Consider the following 15,414-nt stretch of genomic DNA (forward strand, 5'->3'; position numbering starts at 1 on the left):
CCCGGGTCTCAGCAGCGGCTTCGGCGCATCGGACCGGGATCCGGGCTCAGTCGTATCGATGTGATCGTAGAAGCCCTCGGCATGCATGGACTTGGGAAACTTCATCACGGCCTCCTGCGTCGTAATCGACGTTTGTGATGAATCCCATTCTTGGGATGATGCCGACCGCGCCGTGCCGGCCTCGGCTGCCTTGCCTTGTAGGACAAGGGGCCGCAGGCGTGTGCGGCCTGCGAGAAGCCTAGAAGCCGCCCACCGGCAGTGCTGCACCCCGTTGCAGCCAGTTGCGCGGCGAGTAGCGACTGGCGCCGTCGGTCACGTGCAGCGTGTAGGCATGTCGCGATTTGTCCGAACGGTTGGCCGCCGAGTAGTGCGGCAGCAAGCCGTGGAAGACCACCAGCGAACCGGCCTCGACCTCCAGCGCAACGGCATGTGCGGAATCGGCCGCCGGCCAGGGCGTCGCGTCGAGCTGCTCCATCCAGGCCTTGCGGCCCTCACGCACGAAGCGTTCACGCAGTACGCCGCGCGACCCGCGGTGGCCGCCAGGTTCTGTCCACAGGCATCCGTTCTGCAGCGTCGCATCCTCCAGCGCGAACCAGAAGGTTGTCACGGTGATGGGATCGCTCTCGAAGAAGCTGGCATCCTGATGCCAGCGCACCTCGCCACCGATGCCGGGCTGCTTGAAGATGAACATCGACTGCCAGACCTGGGGCCGCGCCAGGCCCAGCCCGGCGGCCACACCACGCAGCGCCTCTCCCTTGGAAAAGGCGCTGAAGACGGGATCGAGGTCATGCATCGCATGGCCGATCTTGTTGATGGCGAGTTCCTTGGGCACGCGCAGGCGGCCCTCGGCGTCGAAGGCTTCCTCTTCGAAGAAGCAGCGCACCCCGTCGCCGCTGTCGAGGAAATAGTCGTCGACATGGCGCTGTTGCTCCTCGGTGGTGAAGACGGGACGCTGCTCGCCGGGGTCGAAGGCATCGACGACTTCGAGCGCGCGCCGGCGCAACGCCGCGATGTCCGCGGCGGACTTGAAGCCGGGAATGACGAGATAGCCCTGTTCTGCGTAGAGGGAAGCGCGGTCGGCGTCGATCTTCATATGCTTGCGGGAAGGAGTTGTGCGGATTGTGTGGCCGGCGGGGCGCGCCCACAGTGCGCCCACCTCAATCCTCGGGAGAGCCCGATGAAAGCACTCAAGGTCTTGCTGATCGCCATCGTCGCGCTGCTGGCCCTGTGCCTGGGCGGCGGGCTGATGCTGTCGCCCAAGTTCACGGTCTCGCGCACGCTGACGATCAACGCCGCGCCGGAAAAGATCTACGCCCTCATCGCCGACCCGCGTGGCTGGCAGCAGTGGAGCGCCTGGAACCGGCGCGACCCGGGCATGGCCATCGAATACAGCGGCCCCGCCTCAGGCGCGGGCGCGGTCTGGGCCTGGAAGAGCAAGAGCCAAGGCGATGGCCGCATGCGTTTCACGAGCGCCGAGCCGCCCAAGCGCCTGGGCTACGACCTCTTCTTTCCCGACTTCGGCACCACCTCCACCGGCGACTTCCGCCTCGACGCCAACGGCGGCGCCACCCAGGTCACCTGGACCATGAACGGCGACATGGGCAGCAACCCGGTCTACCGCTGGATGGGCCTGTTCATGGACAAGATGGTGGGGCCGGACTTCGACGCCGGCCTGACCAACCTCAAGGCGCTGGCCGAAAGGCCTTAGCTCGGCTCCCAGACCAGGGCCAGGGCCAGGGCGGCTTCGGTGACCGCCCGGCCGAGCGGCGTATTCGCCTCTGGCCGGCGCAGCCGCGGTACGCCGCGACTCAGGTCCACGCTGCCGATCACCTGACCGTCGCGCAACATCTCGTAGCCCACTGGCGTGGCCGTCGCGAACGCTGCGCCCTCCAACCGATGCACCGAACGCAGCGCCAGCGTCAGATCGCCGCGCTGGTAGCTGCCCTCGCGCGTGGCCTGGCCCCACTGCACCCGGCCTTCGCCAATCTGCAGCGTGGCATCGGAGGCGCCACGCCAGCGGCAGTTCAGCGTCCAGGGCTTGGTGGACAAGGCCAGCACGCCGGCCGCCACCTCGGTCTGGCGCGCCGTGCAATCGGCCTCGCTGTCGCCGGCCGGACTGGACCAGGTGTAGCGCAACGGCGCGCGTCCCGCCGTCAGCACGTCGAACAGGGAGAGCCGGTCTGCGCCACGGTCATAGCGCACCCGCTGGCCTGCGAGCTCAAACTCGCCACGCCGGCCCCAACCGGGCTTGCCGAAGGATTCCTCGGGGACGGTCACCAGAGACGCGGGCTGGGCCATGCGCGCTTCGCGCACCACGCCGCAGCCGGCCAGAAAAGCAAAGAGCGCGGCTCCCGCCGCCCATGAAGATCGCATACACCGTCCCGTCCATCGAGTCCGGGGGACTCTAAAGGGCAGGCAAGCGTATGCCGGTTCTCACCCGTGCCTGCCGTCACGCCCCCGCTTGAGGGGTTCAGCGCGACGGCAAGGACTCGGACACCAGGGCCAGGGCCAGGGCGGCCTCGGTGACGGCACGACCCAGCGGCGTTGCCGGATCCGGCCGGCGCAGGCGCGGCTGCGGGCCGCTGAGGTCCAGGCTGGCCACGACGGTGCCCTGGTGGAGCATCTCGTAGCCCACCGCCACAGTCTGCGGCGTGGCGTTGCCTTCGTAGAGATGCGTCGAGCGCAGTCCCACGGTCAGTTCGCCGCGGCGGTAGGCGCCCTCGCGGCTGAGCTTGCCACGGCGCATCTGTCCTTCGCCGATCTGCAGCATAGCTGCCGGTGCGCTGCCCCAGCGGCAGCTCAGCACCCAGGGCCGGGCGTCAACCAGCCGGCCGTTGGCGCTGGATTCGGGCGTCCAGCTCTCGCAGACCGCTGCGCTGTCGCCCGCCGGACCCGCCCAGCTGAAACGCAGCGGCGTGCGGACGCCGGCCGGCAGGGGCTCGAACAACGCCAACCTGTCCGCGCCACGCTCGTAGCGCACGCGCTGCCCGTGCAGCGTGAACTCGCCCTGGCGCCCCCAAGCCGGACGGCCGAAGCTCTCCTCCGCGACCCCGGCCACCGACTGCGACTGAGCCATGCGCGCCCCAGGCGGCGCGCCGCGCGTGTCGCTGCCCTGCCGCACCGAGGCGCAGCCGGCCAGCAGCAGGACGAAGGTGGCGAGGACGAGAGGCGAGCGACGCATGGCGAATGACTGAAGTGGTGTGACGGAATACTCTAGAGCCACCCTGAAGCGCCAAGAAACTGTTACCCGCGTTGCGTCCTGTCTCGACCACACCATGCCCACCACTTCCTGCGACGTCGGCCCCCGTGAACTGCGCATCGCCGGCCTGTGCTACCTGGCCATCATCGCGCTTGGCCTCTGGAGCGAGCTGTTCGTGCGCGGCCAGTTGGTCGTGGCCGGCGACGCCGCCGCGACGGCGCAACACATTGCCGCCCATCCTCAGCTGTGGCGCCTGGGGCTCGTGAGCGACCTGCTGATGCAAGTGCTGGACCTGCCGGTCATCGTCGTGCTGTGGCGGCTGCTGCGGCCCGTCCACGAGATGCTGGCGCTGACCGCCACGGGCCTCAACCTCGTGCAAACAGCCGTGCTCGTCGCCAACCGCGTGCAGTTGCTGGCGCCGCTGGAGCTGCTGGCGAGCAGCGCCTTCCCGCCGGAGCAGCGGGAGGCACTGGCGATGCTGGCGGTCCAGCTGCATGGCCAGGGCTTCGGCATCGGCCTGGTCTTCTTCGGCTTTGCTTGCGTCATCCGCGGTGCGCTGATTGCGGTGAGCGGCATGATGCCGCCCGCAATGGGCGGGCTGCTGGTCGTCGCGGGCCTGGCCTATCTGCTCAACAGCTTCGCGCTGCTGCTGGCCCCAAATGTCGCGAAGTTGCTGTTTCCGGGTGTGCTGCTTCCCGCCTTCGTCGGCGAACTGGTGTTCGCGCTTTGGCTGACGGCGGTGCCAGACCGCGTGGTGAAATCCGCGCCACGCCATTTCGGAAGGCTTCCATGAAACGCGTGATCGGCATCGGCGGCATCTTCTTCAAGTCCCGCGACCCTCAAGCCCTGGCCGCGTGGTACCGCGTGCATCTCGGACTGGACGTGCAGGCCTGGGGCGGCGCCAGCTTTGAGGGTGGTGCAGGCCCGACGAACTGGTGCCCCTTCAAGGCCGACACCGAGTATTTCGCGCCGAGTGCGGCGCCCTTCATGGTCAATTACCGTGTGGCCGACCTGGACGGCCTGCTCGCGGTGCTGCGCGTCGAGGGCTGCGAAGTCGTCGGCGAACCGCAGGCCTCCGAATACGGCAAGTTCGGTTGGGTCATGGACCCCGACGGCAACAAGATCGAGCTCTGGGAGCCGCCGACGGGCGAGTAGTCGCCCGTCAGTAGCCGCGCAAGGGCTCGGAGCTGCCGGCCTCGGGTGCCGAAGCCGCGTCCTCGGCGGCCGCGGCGGGCAGGCCGATGCGCGCGATCGCCAGGTCGCCCGCGAACTCCGAATAGAACCAGTTGCCGTCCTGCTGCACCAGGCCTTCAGCGGGCGGTTCGATCTGCGTGTTGGGCTGGCCCTTGAGCGCGACGGCCATGGTCGCGGCCCAAACAGGAAGGGCCAGGCCACCGCCGCTCTCGCGCTCGCCAAGTGACTTTGGCTGCGGATAACCGATCCACACCGCACCGGCTCGCGAGGCCTGGAAGCCGCAGAACCAGGCGTCGACGGCGTCATTGGTGGTACCGGTCTTGCCGTAGAGGTCCCAGCGGCCCAGCAGGGCGCTGGCCCGCGCCGCCGTTCCCTCACGCGCGACGGCGGCCAGCAGCTGCGAGGTCATGAAGGCATTGCGCGCGCTGATGGCCTGGCGCGGCTTGGGCGGGTCGGCCTTCCAGATGATCTCCCCCTGGGCGTCCTGCACGCGCTGGATCAACCAGCCCGTGGGCAACTGACCCTGGTTGGCGAAGGCCGCGTAGGCCTGGGCCATCTGCAATGGCGTGACGGACCCGGTGCCCAGCGCGATCGTCAGGTTCAGGGGCTGCTTGTCCTCATCCAGACCAAAACGGGCGGCCCACGCCCGCGCGCGCTCCGGGCCCAGCGCCTGCGCGATGCGGATGGTGACCATGTTCTTGGACTTGGCCAGGGCCTGGCGCAACGTCAGCGCCTCCTCGTACTGGCCGTCGTAGTTGCGTGGCGCCCAGTCGCCCTGCTCGAAGGGCTGGTCGCTGACCAGCGTGCCGGCCCAGCCGCCCTGCTCGATCAGCGCCGAGTAGATGAAGGGCTTGAAGGCAGAACCTGGCTGGCGCCACGCCTGGGTGGCGGAATTGAACTGGTTGCGTGCGAAGTCGAAGCCGCCGACCAGCGCGCGAATGGCACCGGTGGCCGGATCCAGCGTGACGACGGCGCCCTCGGCCTGCGGCGTCTGGCTGATCTGCCACTGCTTGCCCGACTCCAGCACGCGCAGCACCGCGCCGCGCTTGAGGTTCTGCAGAGGTCGCAGGGCGGCCCCCTTGAGGGTGATGCGCTCGCCATCGCCCAGCACCAACTGGGCGGCGCTCTTGTCCTGCCCCAGAAGCACGGCAGTGCGCAGCTCGCCGAGGTCGGGGTGGGCATCGAAGGCGGCGTCCAAAGCCTCGTCCAGGTCGTCGCCCATCGGCAGCTCGACGGTCGCCTCCGGCCCGCGGAAGGGCTGACGACGCTCCAGCTCGAAGAGGGCGTGGCGCAGCGCCTCCTGAGCGGCGGCCTGCTCGGCGTAGAGCAGCGTGGTGGTCACGGTCAGACCGCGGGTGTAGGCCTCCTCGCCGAACCGGGTCAGCATCTCCTGGCGCACCTGCTCGGCGGCGTGGTCGGCAATGCCGGCCAGACGCTTGGGGCGCAGGATGTCCAGCGGCTGCTCACGCGCCGCCTTGGCCTGTTCGGCGCTGATGAGGCCCACCGCCGCAAGCCGTTCCAGCACGACGGCCTGGCGGCGCTTGGCCCGGCCCAGGTTCTGCACAGGATTGAAGCCCATCGGGTTCTTGGGCAGGCCGACCAGCAGCGCGATCTCGGCCGTGTTGAGCTGGTCCAGTGACTTGCCGTAATAGCGCTCCGACGCCGCCGCGAAGCCGTAGGCGCGGTTGCCCAGGAAGATCTGGTTCATGTAGATCTCAAGGATCTGCTCCTTGGACAGCGCGCGCTCCATCTTGATGGCCAGCAAGGCCTCGACGATCTTGCGCGACCAGCGTTGCTCCTTGGTCAGGTAGGTGTCGCGGGCGAGCTGCTGAGTGATGGTCGACGCGCCGTGCAGGGGGCCGCGGTGCGTCAAGTTGCGGAACATCGCGCGCACGATGCCGCCGAAGTCCAGACCCGAGTGCTCGTAGAAATCAGCATCCTCGACGGCCAGCAGCGCGTCCTGGAGCGGCTTGGGGATGTCTTTGAGCGGCACGAAGCGGCGCCGCTCGGCGCCGAACTCACCCAGCAACTGGCCGTCAGCGCTCATCACGCGCAGCGGTTGGTGCGGCTGGTAGTCGGTCAGCGCGTCGAGCGCCGGCAGTTGCTGCCACAGAAAGAGCGCGACGATGGCGCCGACAAGGACCAGCACGAAGGGCAGGCCCAACAGGGCCAGCAACCAGGGGCGGCCCAGCAGGGCCTGGGCAAGGGCAGAACGTCGCAGCACGGGTCTTTCAGGCTTCTTCGCAGGTCGGCAGCTTAGCGCCCCGGCCGATCGCACCACATCCTCTGCCGGAAGTCATGGTCGCCATCGGGCCGTCGGCCATGGCGGCGACTTCGTCGGGCGAACCCCGGACTTCGTCTGGCCGCAAATGACGCGCGGCGCGGCTATCTCTACCTTTACGCCATCGCACACCCTGGAGATCGCCATGAAGAAACTGCTGCCCCTGCTGCTGCTCGCCGCCGGCCCCGCCGCCTTCGCCACCCCCGCCACCTGCCCCGAGGCCGGCGCCCAGCTGTCCGAGTACCTGGCCAGTGCCAAACAACGCATCGGCCACGACGGTGCGGTGCGCGTCGAGTTCGAGGTCGGCGCCGACGGCCGGGCCCGGCTGCTGGCGATGGACGGCTCCCGCATCTACCGCGCCCCGGTGCGCATCGCGATGCAGTCGCTGGAATGCCAGAGCGGCACGCCGCAGCGCTACGTCCTTAACATCCGCTTCGCCGACTATGCGCCGCTGTCCGTCGCTGCCGCGGCGTCGGAATCGCTGGCCCAGGCCCATCAGACCCCACCTTCCCAACCCCGTTGAGCGACCATCCCCGGATGCCCTCCGCCTCGCGCTTCGCCCCCCTGCACTGGCGCAGCCTCGTGGCGGCTGGCGCGATCAGCGTCGCACTGGCGCTGGCGCTGCTGCTTTCCGGCATGGTGCGCTGCGCCCTGTGGATACAGCATGGCGACGGCGCCAACTGCCAGCTCGGCTCAACGCTGCACGGGGCCTTCGGGCTGGCCCAACTGTTGTGGATGCTTTGGCTGGGAGCTGCGCTGACCCAGGGGCTGCTGCCGCGCCGTCAGCCGGCGCGCAACTGGATGCTGGCGCTGCAGATCGTTGGGCTGGCGCTGCTGGGGGCGCTGCTGAATCTCCGGCTGCGCGCCACCGCCGCGTCGGACGTCCACATCGGCGCCTACATGCTGCAGATCCTGCTTACCTTTTCCGCCTGCATCTGCCTGGGCCTGGAGTACCGCCAACGTGGCCGCCACGGCGAGGCCGACGCCGAACGCCTCAGCCACGCCGAGCGGGACCAGGCGCGCCAGCTCGACGCCGCCCGTGCCGCCCTGCTGCAAGCCCAGGTCGAGCCACACTTCCTCTTCAACACGCTGGCCCACCTGCGCCGCCTGGCCAGCACCGACGCCGGCGCCGCGCACGCGATGCTGACCGACCTGCGCCTTTACTTGGCAGCCGCCCTGCCCGAGCTGCGCCAGGCCGAGACGCCGTTGGCGCGCGAACTGGAGCTGGTGCGCGCTTTCCTGGCCCTGCACCAGCGCCGCATCGGGCCCGACCGGCTGCGGCTGCACTTCGACATCGCGCCGGGGCTGGACGACGTGATCGTGCCCTCCACGTGCCTGCTGACGCTGGCTGAGAACGCCATCAAGCACGGCATCGCGCCGCAGGTGGACGGCGGCGACATCCACGTCCGCGCCGGCCCCGACCCGGAGTCGCCGGCCGGGAGCCGCCTGCTCCGGCTGGAGGTGGCTGACACCGGTGCCGGAATGGGCAGCGCCAGCGGCAGCGGCACGGGTCTGGCCACGCTGCGCGCCCGCCTGGCTGCGGCTCATGGCACGGCCGCCCGGCTGAGCCTGCATCTCAACCAGCCGCGTGGCCTCGTCGCCCGGGTGCAGCTGCCATGGCCTTGAAGTTCCGGATCGGCGACCTCGGCTGGATGGTGCTCGTCGGCGCCTGCACGCTGGTGGCCAACGGCACACCGCTGAACAACGATTTCGCCAGCCAAGACGTCCTCAATGCGCTGGCCTACAACGTGCTCCAGTTCGGTGTGCCGGCCGTGCTGCTGCTGCGACTGGCCGACGCCCTCGTCGACGCGGGACGGCTGCCGGCCTGGATGGCCTATCCCGGTGTCGCCGTGACAACGGTCATCGGCGGCATCTGGATCATCGCGCCTGCCCTCTACCCGCTGCTCGGCAAGGCGGACTGGTGGACCTGGGAGAACGACTTCGGGCTGGCCAGCACGACGCTGATCTGGCATGGCCTGGGCGTGGCCGTCTACGCACAACTGCGCTTCTCCCGACAAGCGCAGGCGCGGCTGGCCATGCTGCAGGATGCCGCCACGCTGCGCGAGCGCCAGCTCGCGGCCACGCAGTTGCTGGCCCTGCAGGCGCGCGTGGACCCTGCCCTGCTGTCCGAACGCTTGGCCGTCATCGACGACGAACTGCTACACCAGCCACATCGCGCACGTCTGCGGCTGGCCGCGCTGATCGAGCTGCTGCGCGCACTGCAGCCACACGTGGAAGCCGAAGTGTCGACGCTGGCACGCGAGGTCGCCGCGCTGCGCGCCTACGCCAGGCTCGTCAGCGCCGATGCGCAACACACCGAACGCCTGCACCTCGCCGGACTGTCCGAGCCTCCCGAATGGCCGCTGGCACCGATGGTGCTGCTGCCGCTGGCGCGCCCGCTGCTAGACGAAGGTACGACACTGTGGAGTCTGTCCCTGCAGACCGGCTCCGGCCTGGCCGAGCTGCGCCTGCAGGCGCTGGGGCCCGACGCCGAGCGCACGCGCCGCGCGGCCGACGCTGTGCCGGTCGCCGAGCTGGCCCGGCGCCTGCGCGCAGTGCACGGCGATGCCGCCTGGCTGACCCTGCTCGCCGAAGATATGCCGCTGTTCAGGTTGACCTGGCCCCTGCCGACATGACAAGAATCCTGATTGCCGAAGACGAAGCCCTGCTGGCCGCGGAGATCCGCGAAGAGCTGCTGCGCCAGTGGCCGCAGGCCCAGGTCGTGGGCATGGCTCGCGACGGCCACGAGGCGCTGCGCCTCGTGGAACAGCTGGCGCCGCAGGCCTGCTTCCTGGATGTGCAGATGCCGGGCCTCTCGGGTCTGGAGGTGGCCCAGCTCATCGGCCGCCGTGCCCACGTCGTCTTCATCACGGCCCACGAGCGCTACGCGGTGCAGGCCTTTGACGAGGGTGCCGTCGGCTATCTGCTCAAGCCGCTGGACCCTGTGCGCATGGCCAAGACGCTGCTGCGCCTCAAGGAGCGCCTGAGCCTGCCACCGGCCGACCTCGGCGGCCTGGGCGCACGCACGGCGCCCGTCGCCGGCATGGAGCCCCTGCGCTGGATCACCGTGCAGCGTGGCCGCGAGCTGCAGCTCATCACCGTGGAGGACGTGGCCTACTTCCGCGCCGACCACAAATACGTTGCCGTCGTCACGGCCGACTCGGAAGCGCTGATCTCGCTGCCGCTGAAAGAGCTCGTCGCTCGCCTGGACGGCGAACACTTCTGGCAGGTGCACCGCTCCACCATCGTCAACGCGCGGGCCATCAAGTCGGTCGGCCGCACGCTGAGCGGCAAGCTCAGCATTGCGCTGAAGGACAGGCCGGAGACGCTGGAGGTGTCCCCGGCCTACGCGCATCGCTTCAAGCAGCTGTAGCCCCACCGATGAAGCCGGCCCGTGCAGGGATGACCCAGGCGGCCCGGCGGCACCGGCTCCTGCGGGCCTGACGGGTCAAACGGCGATGACGTCAGTCCGGGCGGGACAGATTGAACATTGCCGCCGCATTGCCCCAGGCGATGCGCTGTGCGATCTCGGGAGGCAGCTGACCCAGCCAGCCGCGGTAGTCGGCGAACAGGCTCTCGTAGTGCTGCCAACGCGGCGTGACCCAGGTGTCCGAACCGATCAGGAAGCGTCCTGGATGCCGGGTGAGCAGCGTACGCCAGTCGTCGCTCAGGCGGCCGTCGACACTCAACCCCGGTCGATAGGAGAGCTCGCCGCGCAGCCCCTGGTGCTTGGCGAACAGCTCGCGCACACGCGCCACCGGCTCACCCGAGATGCCGGTATGCGCCCAGATCAGCGAGGTGCCGGGCGCATGACCGAGCAGCCGGTCGACGGCCGAATCGTCCACATGGGCCAGCACCGTGAGGCCACGCTCACGTGCCAGCTTCATCAGCGCGATGGCGGTCGGGCCATCGGCATTGGCGCTGTCGTAGAGATGGAACTCGCCCACACCGCGGAAGGGTCCCGCCGGGCTGCCGCGCTCGAGCAACTCCAGCACCATGCGGCGAATGCTGTCGTCGGCAAACCAGCCGGTGTAGTCGGCTCGGTTGCGGTACAGGCGGATGAAGGCCGCCCATTGCGGACCGGCCTCGGCGACGAGCCGCAAGGTGCCGTCGTTGGGCCGGCTGTTGACGAGGGCCCCGCGCACACCGGCGCGGGCCATGCGGGCCAGCACGTCGGCTGGCGGATGCGGCCCCTGGGCATCGTCGTTGTAGTGCAGATGGGCATCGAAGATGGGGCCGGCGTAGCCATCCGCTCGCGCAGCAAGCGGCAGCCCGGCCAGCAGCAACGCGCGGCGCTTCAGCATGGCGGACCGCTTTCAAGCCGCTCAGGGTCTACCTCTGGCAAGCGGCCCATCAGACGGCGCGCTCCGCTGCAGCGATCAGGCGGCTGATGCGCGACACCGACAGGCCGAGCTGCCCGGCAAGATCGGTCATTGGCACCCCGCCTTCGGCGTGCGCCAGCCACAGCGCCTGCTCGCGGATGCCGCCAGCGCGCTTCAGCCATTCCGTCCAGTTGATGCGCGCAACGCGCCTTGGAGCGGCGGCGGCGGCCCGCATGCGGGCCGCGAATGCGGCGTCGCCGAGGAAGATCTGCTCACGCAGTCGCCCCGGCCACAGCTGCAGGCCGGGATCCGACGCCACCAGCCGGGCATAGCGCTCGCCGGCCAGGCGGTGCTGGGCGGCCGTGGTCGCCGGCCGCCCGAGCAGGTGCGTGTGCAGGCCATCCACGTCCAGCCACTCGGGCGCCTCCTCCATGCCCGCCAGCGCACGGAAGCTAGAGCCCGGCCAGCCGGCGGCGCCCCGAGCCAGGCGCTGGCGCACGGGGTTGAGGTCAATGTAGCGGCAGGCGTCCAGCAGATAGCGTTCACGATCGACCAACACGGCATGGAAGCGCCCCCGGAACAGCGGGCCGCGAAAGCCGTGCCGGTGCTGGCAATGCTGGGTGTAGACGCCATTCACGTGCCGCATCAGCTGCGACAGGTTGGCGCGGCGGGTGAACAGCAGCAGGTGGTAGTGGTCGGGCAGCAGGGCATAGGCCAGGGCCTGGGCGTCGAACCGATGCAGGGCCTGGGCCAGCAACGCGCGCATCTCGGCGCGGTCGGCGTCGTCGACAAAGGCCAGCTGCCCGCTGTCGAACGGGCAGTGGGCGCCGACCAGGTAGACGGCGCCGGCGATCTCCAATCGGGCAGGCCTTGCCATGCGCCACGTTAAGTCTCGCCGTCCGGAATGGCAAGATGGCGGTCTGCCGGCCCCTCACGCACCCGGCCCGCCCCATGAAGACCCATCAGATCGAAATCCAGAAAATCAAGGCCGCCGCCAACAACCTGCACGGCCAGGTCCTGTTCAAGGTGGACGCCCTCGTGTCGAACCGAGAGCCCATCGAGGGCCTCGAACCCAGCAGCCTGCTCGTGATGACCGAGCAAAACGCCCGCGTGTTGATGGCCTTGCTGAAGACACAGATCGCCGAATTCGACAGCAAGAAACCCAAGAGCCGCCACGGCCGCCACGGCTGACCCCCATGCAGTATCCCCACTACAACCCAGCCTCCGACAACCGCCCGCTGTCCGACGAGGAGATCAACGACCTTGACGAGTTGCTGGCCGCGCTGCCGACCGAAGCGGCCATGAACGCGGAGGCCATGGACGGCTACCTCGCGGGCCTGCTGCTGACGCCAGGGCGGGAGCTTTCCAGCCTGCCCGGCGAGGCCTGGCTGCCGCTCATCTGGGGCGGCGACGGCGACGGTGACTCGGCGCCTTTCGTCAGCGGCAAGCAGCGCAAGAAGGTCGTCATGCTGGTGCTGCGCCATCTGCATTCCATCGCCACCGCCTGGGCGTTGCGGCCGCAGGGCTGGGAACCCATCTTCAGCTTTGCCGACGGCGAGGACGAGGACACCGAGTACGCCGACGCCGAGGACTGGGCGGCGGGCTTCCTGATGGCCGTCGATCTGGCGCCCCAGGCCTGGGCGCCGCTGTTTGACGCCGACGACACCGCCGAGCTGCTGGCGCCCATCGCGGCATTGGGCGGCGAGGACGGGGGGCTGGCCGAAGGCTCCGCCGCCGAGCGAGACGAAGCCAGCCGGAGGATTCCTGACGCCATGCTGGCGCTGTGGGCACTTCGCCAGAAAGCGTAACCATCCCCTCAACGCAGGTGGCCGCCGGCGCCGGTTTGGTTCACACTCAATCCATGCTTCAGACCTTGCTCGCCGCCACCGGCCTCGCCGTCTGCGTCGCCCTGGGCGTGCACATGGCCCTGCCGTACCGCGCGCGCGCCTGGGTAGATTCGGGCAGGGCCCGTCTCGTGACCTGGGTACGGATTCAGGTGACGCGCGCCACGGGCTGGCGTCGCCACCAGCGCCAGACACGTGCCGCAGCGCAGGAGGCCGAGCGCGTCATCCGCCGCGCCCGCGAGTCGGCCCTGCACGATGCGCGCGACAGCCGCATCGACGGCGAGTGGACCGGCAACGTCTACCGGCCCAAGAGCTTCGACAAGCCCAAGAAGCCTCACTGAGCAGAGGCTGGGCAGTCAGTCCGAAGACTGCTGCAGTTTCCACATCTCGGCGTAGCGGCCGCCCCGGGCCAGCAGCGCTTCGTGGCGGCCCCGCTCGACGATGCGCCCCTGCTCCAGCACGAGGATCTCGTGCGCGTCGACGACCGTCGAGAGGCGGTGTGCAATGACGAGCACGGTCTTGTTCTGGCCCACGGCCTCCAGCTCGGCCTGGATGGCACGCTCGTTGGTCGAGTCCAGCGCCGACGTAGCCTCATCAAAGATGAGGATGGGCGGGTTCTTCAGCAGCGTGCGCGCGATGGCCACGCGCTGCTTCTCACCGCCCGACAGCTTGAGGCCGCGCTCGCCCACCATGGTCTCGTAGCCCAGCGGCGTTGCTGCGATAAAGGCATGGATGTGCGCCGCACGCGCCGCGCCCTCAACTTCGTCCCGGCTCGCACCCGGGCGGCCGTAGGCGATGTTGTAGGCCACGGTGTCGTTGAAGAGGACGGTGTCCTGGGGCACGATGCCGATGGCCTTGCGCAGGCTGGCCTGGGTGACCGTGCGCAGGTCCTGGCCGTCGATGCGGATCTGGCCGCCATCGACGTCGTAGAAGCGGTAGAGCAGCCGCGCCAGCGTGCTCTTGCCCGAGCCGCTGGGGCCGACGACGGCAACCTTCTTGCCGGCCGGGATCTCGAAGCTGACGCCGTGCAGAATGGGACGCACCGGGTCGTAGGCGAAACGCACGTCGTCGAACACGACACCGGCGCCGGCCACCTTCAGCTCGACCGCATTGGGGGCATCTGCCACCTCTCGCCGGCGGTCCAGGAGCTGGAAAAGCTTCTCGATATCGGTCAGCGCCTGCTTGATCTCGCGGTAGATCACGCCAAGGAAGTTCAGCGGGATGTAGAGCTGGATCATGAAGGCATTGACCATGACCAGGTCGCCCAGGCTCATGTGGCCGTCCACGACGCCCTGGGTGGCGCGCCACAGCATCAGCACCAGCGCCACCGCGATGATGAGTTGCTGGCCGGTGTTGAGCAGCGACAGTGTCGTCTGGCTCTTCAGCTGGGCACGGCGCAGCTTCTCCAGGCTCTCGTCGTACCGCGACGCCTCGTAGCCCTCGTTGTTGAAGTACTTGACCGTCTCGTAGTTCAGCAGCGAGTCGATGGCCCGGCTGTGGGCGACGGAGTCCAGCTCGTTGAGCGTCTTGCGGAACTTGGTGCGCCATTCGGTGACGACGACGGTGAAGCCGATGTAGATGCCCAGCGCCGCGACGGTGATGCCGGCGAACCAGACGTCGAACTTCACGCCCAGCAGCGTCAGCACCAGCACCACCTCGATCAATGTCGGCACGATGCTGTAGAGCGAATAGCTGATCAGCGAATGCACAGCCCGCGTGCCGCGCTCGATATCACGCGTCATGCCACCGGTCTGGCGCTCGAGGTGGAAACGCAGCGAGAGCTCGTGCAGGTGGCGGAACACCTGCAGCGAGATGCTGCGCGCCGTGCCCTCGGTCGCCTTGGCGAAGATCAACTCGCGCAGCTCGGTGAACAACGAGGTCGACAGCCGCAGCGCGCCGTAGGCCACGATCAGGCTCAGCGGTACGACTAGCAGCGTCTGCGGCGCGCCGGGCTTGAGGTCCAGGCTGTCGACGAGGTGCTTGAGCAGGATGGGCACGCCCACGTTGCTGAGCTTGGCGCCCACCATGAAGGCCAGGGCCAGACCGACGCGCCAGCGGTAGCGCCAGAGGTAGGGCAAAAGGCGGCCTACGGTGCCCCAGTCGCCACGCGGGGCGTTGGGGCCGGAGGCCGGGATCGGAACTGAAGAGGCGCGCATCACCGCATTGTCCGCGCCAGGTTCAGTGGTAGAACCGACGGACGATGAGCTCCGCCACTGCTCCCGGCTTGCACGTGATGGTGGTCGACGACGACCCCGTCAACCTGCGCATCGCCGCGCGGCTGCTGCGCGAGCGGGGCCATCATGGCGTGCTGGTCAACGAAGGTGGCAAGGCGCTTCGCCTGCTGAACGAGCAGACCTTCGACCTGGTGCTGCTGGACGTCAACATGCCCGGCATGAGCGGCCAGGACACGCTGGCCGCGCTGCGCCGGCATCCCGCCGGTCGACGCGTGGCCGTGTTGATGGTCTCCGGCCACGACGACCCCGGCACGCGTGCCCACTTCCTGGCGATGGGCGCCGACGGCTTCCTGATCAAACCGCTGGATGCGCCCGTCCTCGCCGCGGCGCTCGCACAGCT

General features: G+C 69.1%; 18 protein-coding genes. 11 read left to right on the top strand and 7 right to left on the bottom strand.

Annotated features, from left to right (window positions below; translation table 11 throughout):
* Positions 1-238: 238 nt before the first annotated feature.
* On the bottom strand, positions 239-1,093 hold the full coding sequence (locus VGF12_RS10215; RefSeq protein WP_331175926.1) for a phytanoyl-CoA dioxygenase family protein: 855 nt from the start codon (positions 1,091-1,093) through the stop codon (positions 239-241).
* 84 nt (positions 1,094-1,177) lie between these two features.
* On the opposite strand from VGF12_RS10215, the gene VGF12_RS10220 reads away from it, so the two are divergent.
* Positions 1,178-1,708: an SRPBCC family protein gene (locus tag VGF12_RS10220; protein ID WP_331175927.1), complete on the top strand. Its 531-nt coding sequence runs from the start codon at positions 1,178-1,180 to the stop codon at positions 1,706-1,708.
* On the opposite strand, the gene VGF12_RS10225 is transcribed toward VGF12_RS10220, so the two are convergent.
* Both VGF12_RS10225 and VGF12_RS10230 read right to left on the bottom strand, forming a co-directional pair.
* Entirely contained in the window at positions 1,705-2,298 is a 594-nt protein-coding gene (locus VGF12_RS10225) for a hypothetical protein (protein WP_331175928.1), read from the bottom strand. The genes VGF12_RS10220 and VGF12_RS10225 overlap by 4 nt on opposite strands.
* A gap of 172 nt (positions 2,299-2,470) precedes the next feature.
* Positions 2,471-3,181, bottom strand: a complete 711-nt coding sequence (locus VGF12_RS10230; RefSeq protein WP_331175929.1) for a hypothetical protein — start codon at positions 3,179-3,181, stop codon at positions 2,471-2,473.
* A 94-nt stretch (positions 3,182-3,275) separates the two neighbouring features.
* Between VGF12_RS10230 and VGF12_RS10235 the strand changes: the two genes are divergently transcribed.
* Both VGF12_RS10235 and VGF12_RS10240 read left to right on the top strand, forming a co-directional pair.
* Positions 3,276-3,992 carry a DUF4386 domain-containing protein gene (locus VGF12_RS10235; RefSeq protein ID WP_331175930.1) on the top strand — a complete coding sequence of 239 codons (717 nt, stop codon included), beginning with the start codon at positions 3,276-3,278 and terminating at the stop codon, positions 3,990-3,992.
* The gene (locus VGF12_RS10240; RefSeq protein WP_331175931.1) at positions 3,989-4,354 is read left to right on the top strand and encodes a VOC family protein; all 366 of its coding nucleotides are present in this window, start codon (positions 3,989-3,991) and stop codon (positions 4,352-4,354) included. Before VGF12_RS10235 ends, VGF12_RS10240 begins: the two co-directional genes overlap by 4 nt.
* Before the next feature lie 7 nt (positions 4,355-4,361).
* Here the strand turns inward: VGF12_RS10240 and VGF12_RS10245 are convergent, their stop codons facing one another.
* On the bottom strand, positions 4,362-6,617 hold the full coding sequence (locus VGF12_RS10245; protein WP_331175932.1) for a PBP1A family penicillin-binding protein: 2,256 nt from the start codon (positions 6,615-6,617) through the stop codon (positions 4,362-4,364).
* Between the two features lie 202 nt (positions 6,618-6,819).
* Between VGF12_RS10245 and VGF12_RS10250 the strand changes: the two genes are divergently transcribed.
* The 4 genes from VGF12_RS10250 to VGF12_RS10265 are packed head-to-tail and all read left to right on the top strand — an operon-like array spanning position 6,820 to position 10,047.
* Complete coding sequence (locus VGF12_RS10250; protein ID WP_331175933.1) at positions 6,820-7,197, top strand: hypothetical protein; 378 nt, start codon at positions 6,820-6,822, stop codon at positions 7,195-7,197.
* Between the two features lie 14 nt (positions 7,198-7,211).
* A complete protein-coding gene (locus VGF12_RS10255) occupies positions 7,212-8,300 on the top strand; it encodes a sensor histidine kinase (RefSeq protein ID WP_331175934.1) in 1,089 nt (362 codons plus the stop codon).
* Entirely contained in the window at positions 8,291-9,310 is a 1,020-nt protein-coding gene (locus VGF12_RS10260; protein ID WP_331175935.1) for a hypothetical protein, read from the top strand. The genes VGF12_RS10255 and VGF12_RS10260 overlap by 10 nt, the downstream gene beginning before the upstream one ends.
* Entirely contained in the window at positions 9,307-10,047 is a 741-nt protein-coding gene (locus tag VGF12_RS10265) for a LytTR family DNA-binding domain-containing protein (protein WP_331175936.1), read from the top strand. Before VGF12_RS10260 ends, VGF12_RS10265 begins: the two co-directional genes overlap by 4 nt.
* A 91-nt stretch (positions 10,048-10,138) precedes the next feature.
* Here VGF12_RS10265 and VGF12_RS10270 read toward each other — a convergent pair whose 3' ends face one another.
* On the bottom strand, positions 10,139-10,978 hold the full coding sequence (locus tag VGF12_RS10270; protein ID WP_331175937.1) for an amidohydrolase family protein: 840 nt from the start codon (positions 10,976-10,978) through the stop codon (positions 10,139-10,141).
* 49 nt (positions 10,979-11,027) lie between these two features.
* Entirely contained in the window at positions 11,028-11,873 is an 846-nt protein-coding gene (locus VGF12_RS10275) for a transposase (protein WP_331175938.1), read from the bottom strand.
* Positions 11,874-11,947: 74 nt separating this feature from the next.
* Between VGF12_RS10275 and VGF12_RS10280 the strand changes: the two genes are divergently transcribed.
* Genes VGF12_RS10280 through VGF12_RS10290 form a run of 3 tightly spaced genes read left to right on the top strand, consistent with a single transcriptional unit; the run spans position 11,948 to position 13,181 of the window.
* On the top strand, positions 11,948-12,187 hold the full coding sequence (locus VGF12_RS10280) for a hypothetical protein (RefSeq protein WP_331175939.1): 240 nt from the start codon (positions 11,948-11,950) through the stop codon (positions 12,185-12,187).
* 5 nt (positions 12,188-12,192) lie between these two features.
* Entirely contained in the window at positions 12,193-12,804 is a 612-nt protein-coding gene (locus tag VGF12_RS10285) for a UPF0149 family protein (RefSeq protein WP_331175940.1), read from the top strand.
* Positions 12,805-12,857: 53 nt separating this feature from the next.
* Positions 12,858-13,181 (top strand): hypothetical protein, encoded by a 324-nt coding sequence (locus VGF12_RS10290; protein WP_331175941.1) that lies wholly within the window; start codon positions 12,858-12,860, stop codon positions 13,179-13,181.
* A gap of 15 nt (positions 13,182-13,196) precedes the next feature.
* Here the strand turns inward: VGF12_RS10290 and VGF12_RS10295 are convergent, their stop codons facing one another.
* Positions 13,197-14,996 (bottom strand): ABC transporter ATP-binding protein/permease, encoded by a 1,800-nt coding sequence (locus VGF12_RS10295; RefSeq protein ID WP_331175942.1) that lies wholly within the window; start codon positions 14,994-14,996, stop codon positions 13,197-13,199.
* Between the two features lie 44 nt (positions 14,997-15,040).
* On the opposite strand from VGF12_RS10295, the gene VGF12_RS10300 reads away from it, so the two are divergent.
* Positions 15,041-15,414, top strand: a 374-nt coding sequence (locus VGF12_RS10300) for a response regulator (RefSeq protein ID WP_331175943.1), incomplete at its 3' end; no start/stop codon positions are given.

It is taken from the genome of Roseateles sp., assembly GCF_036404855.1.
Taxonomy (GTDB): Bacteria; Pseudomonadota; Gammaproteobacteria; order Burkholderiales; family Burkholderiaceae_C; genus Pelomonas.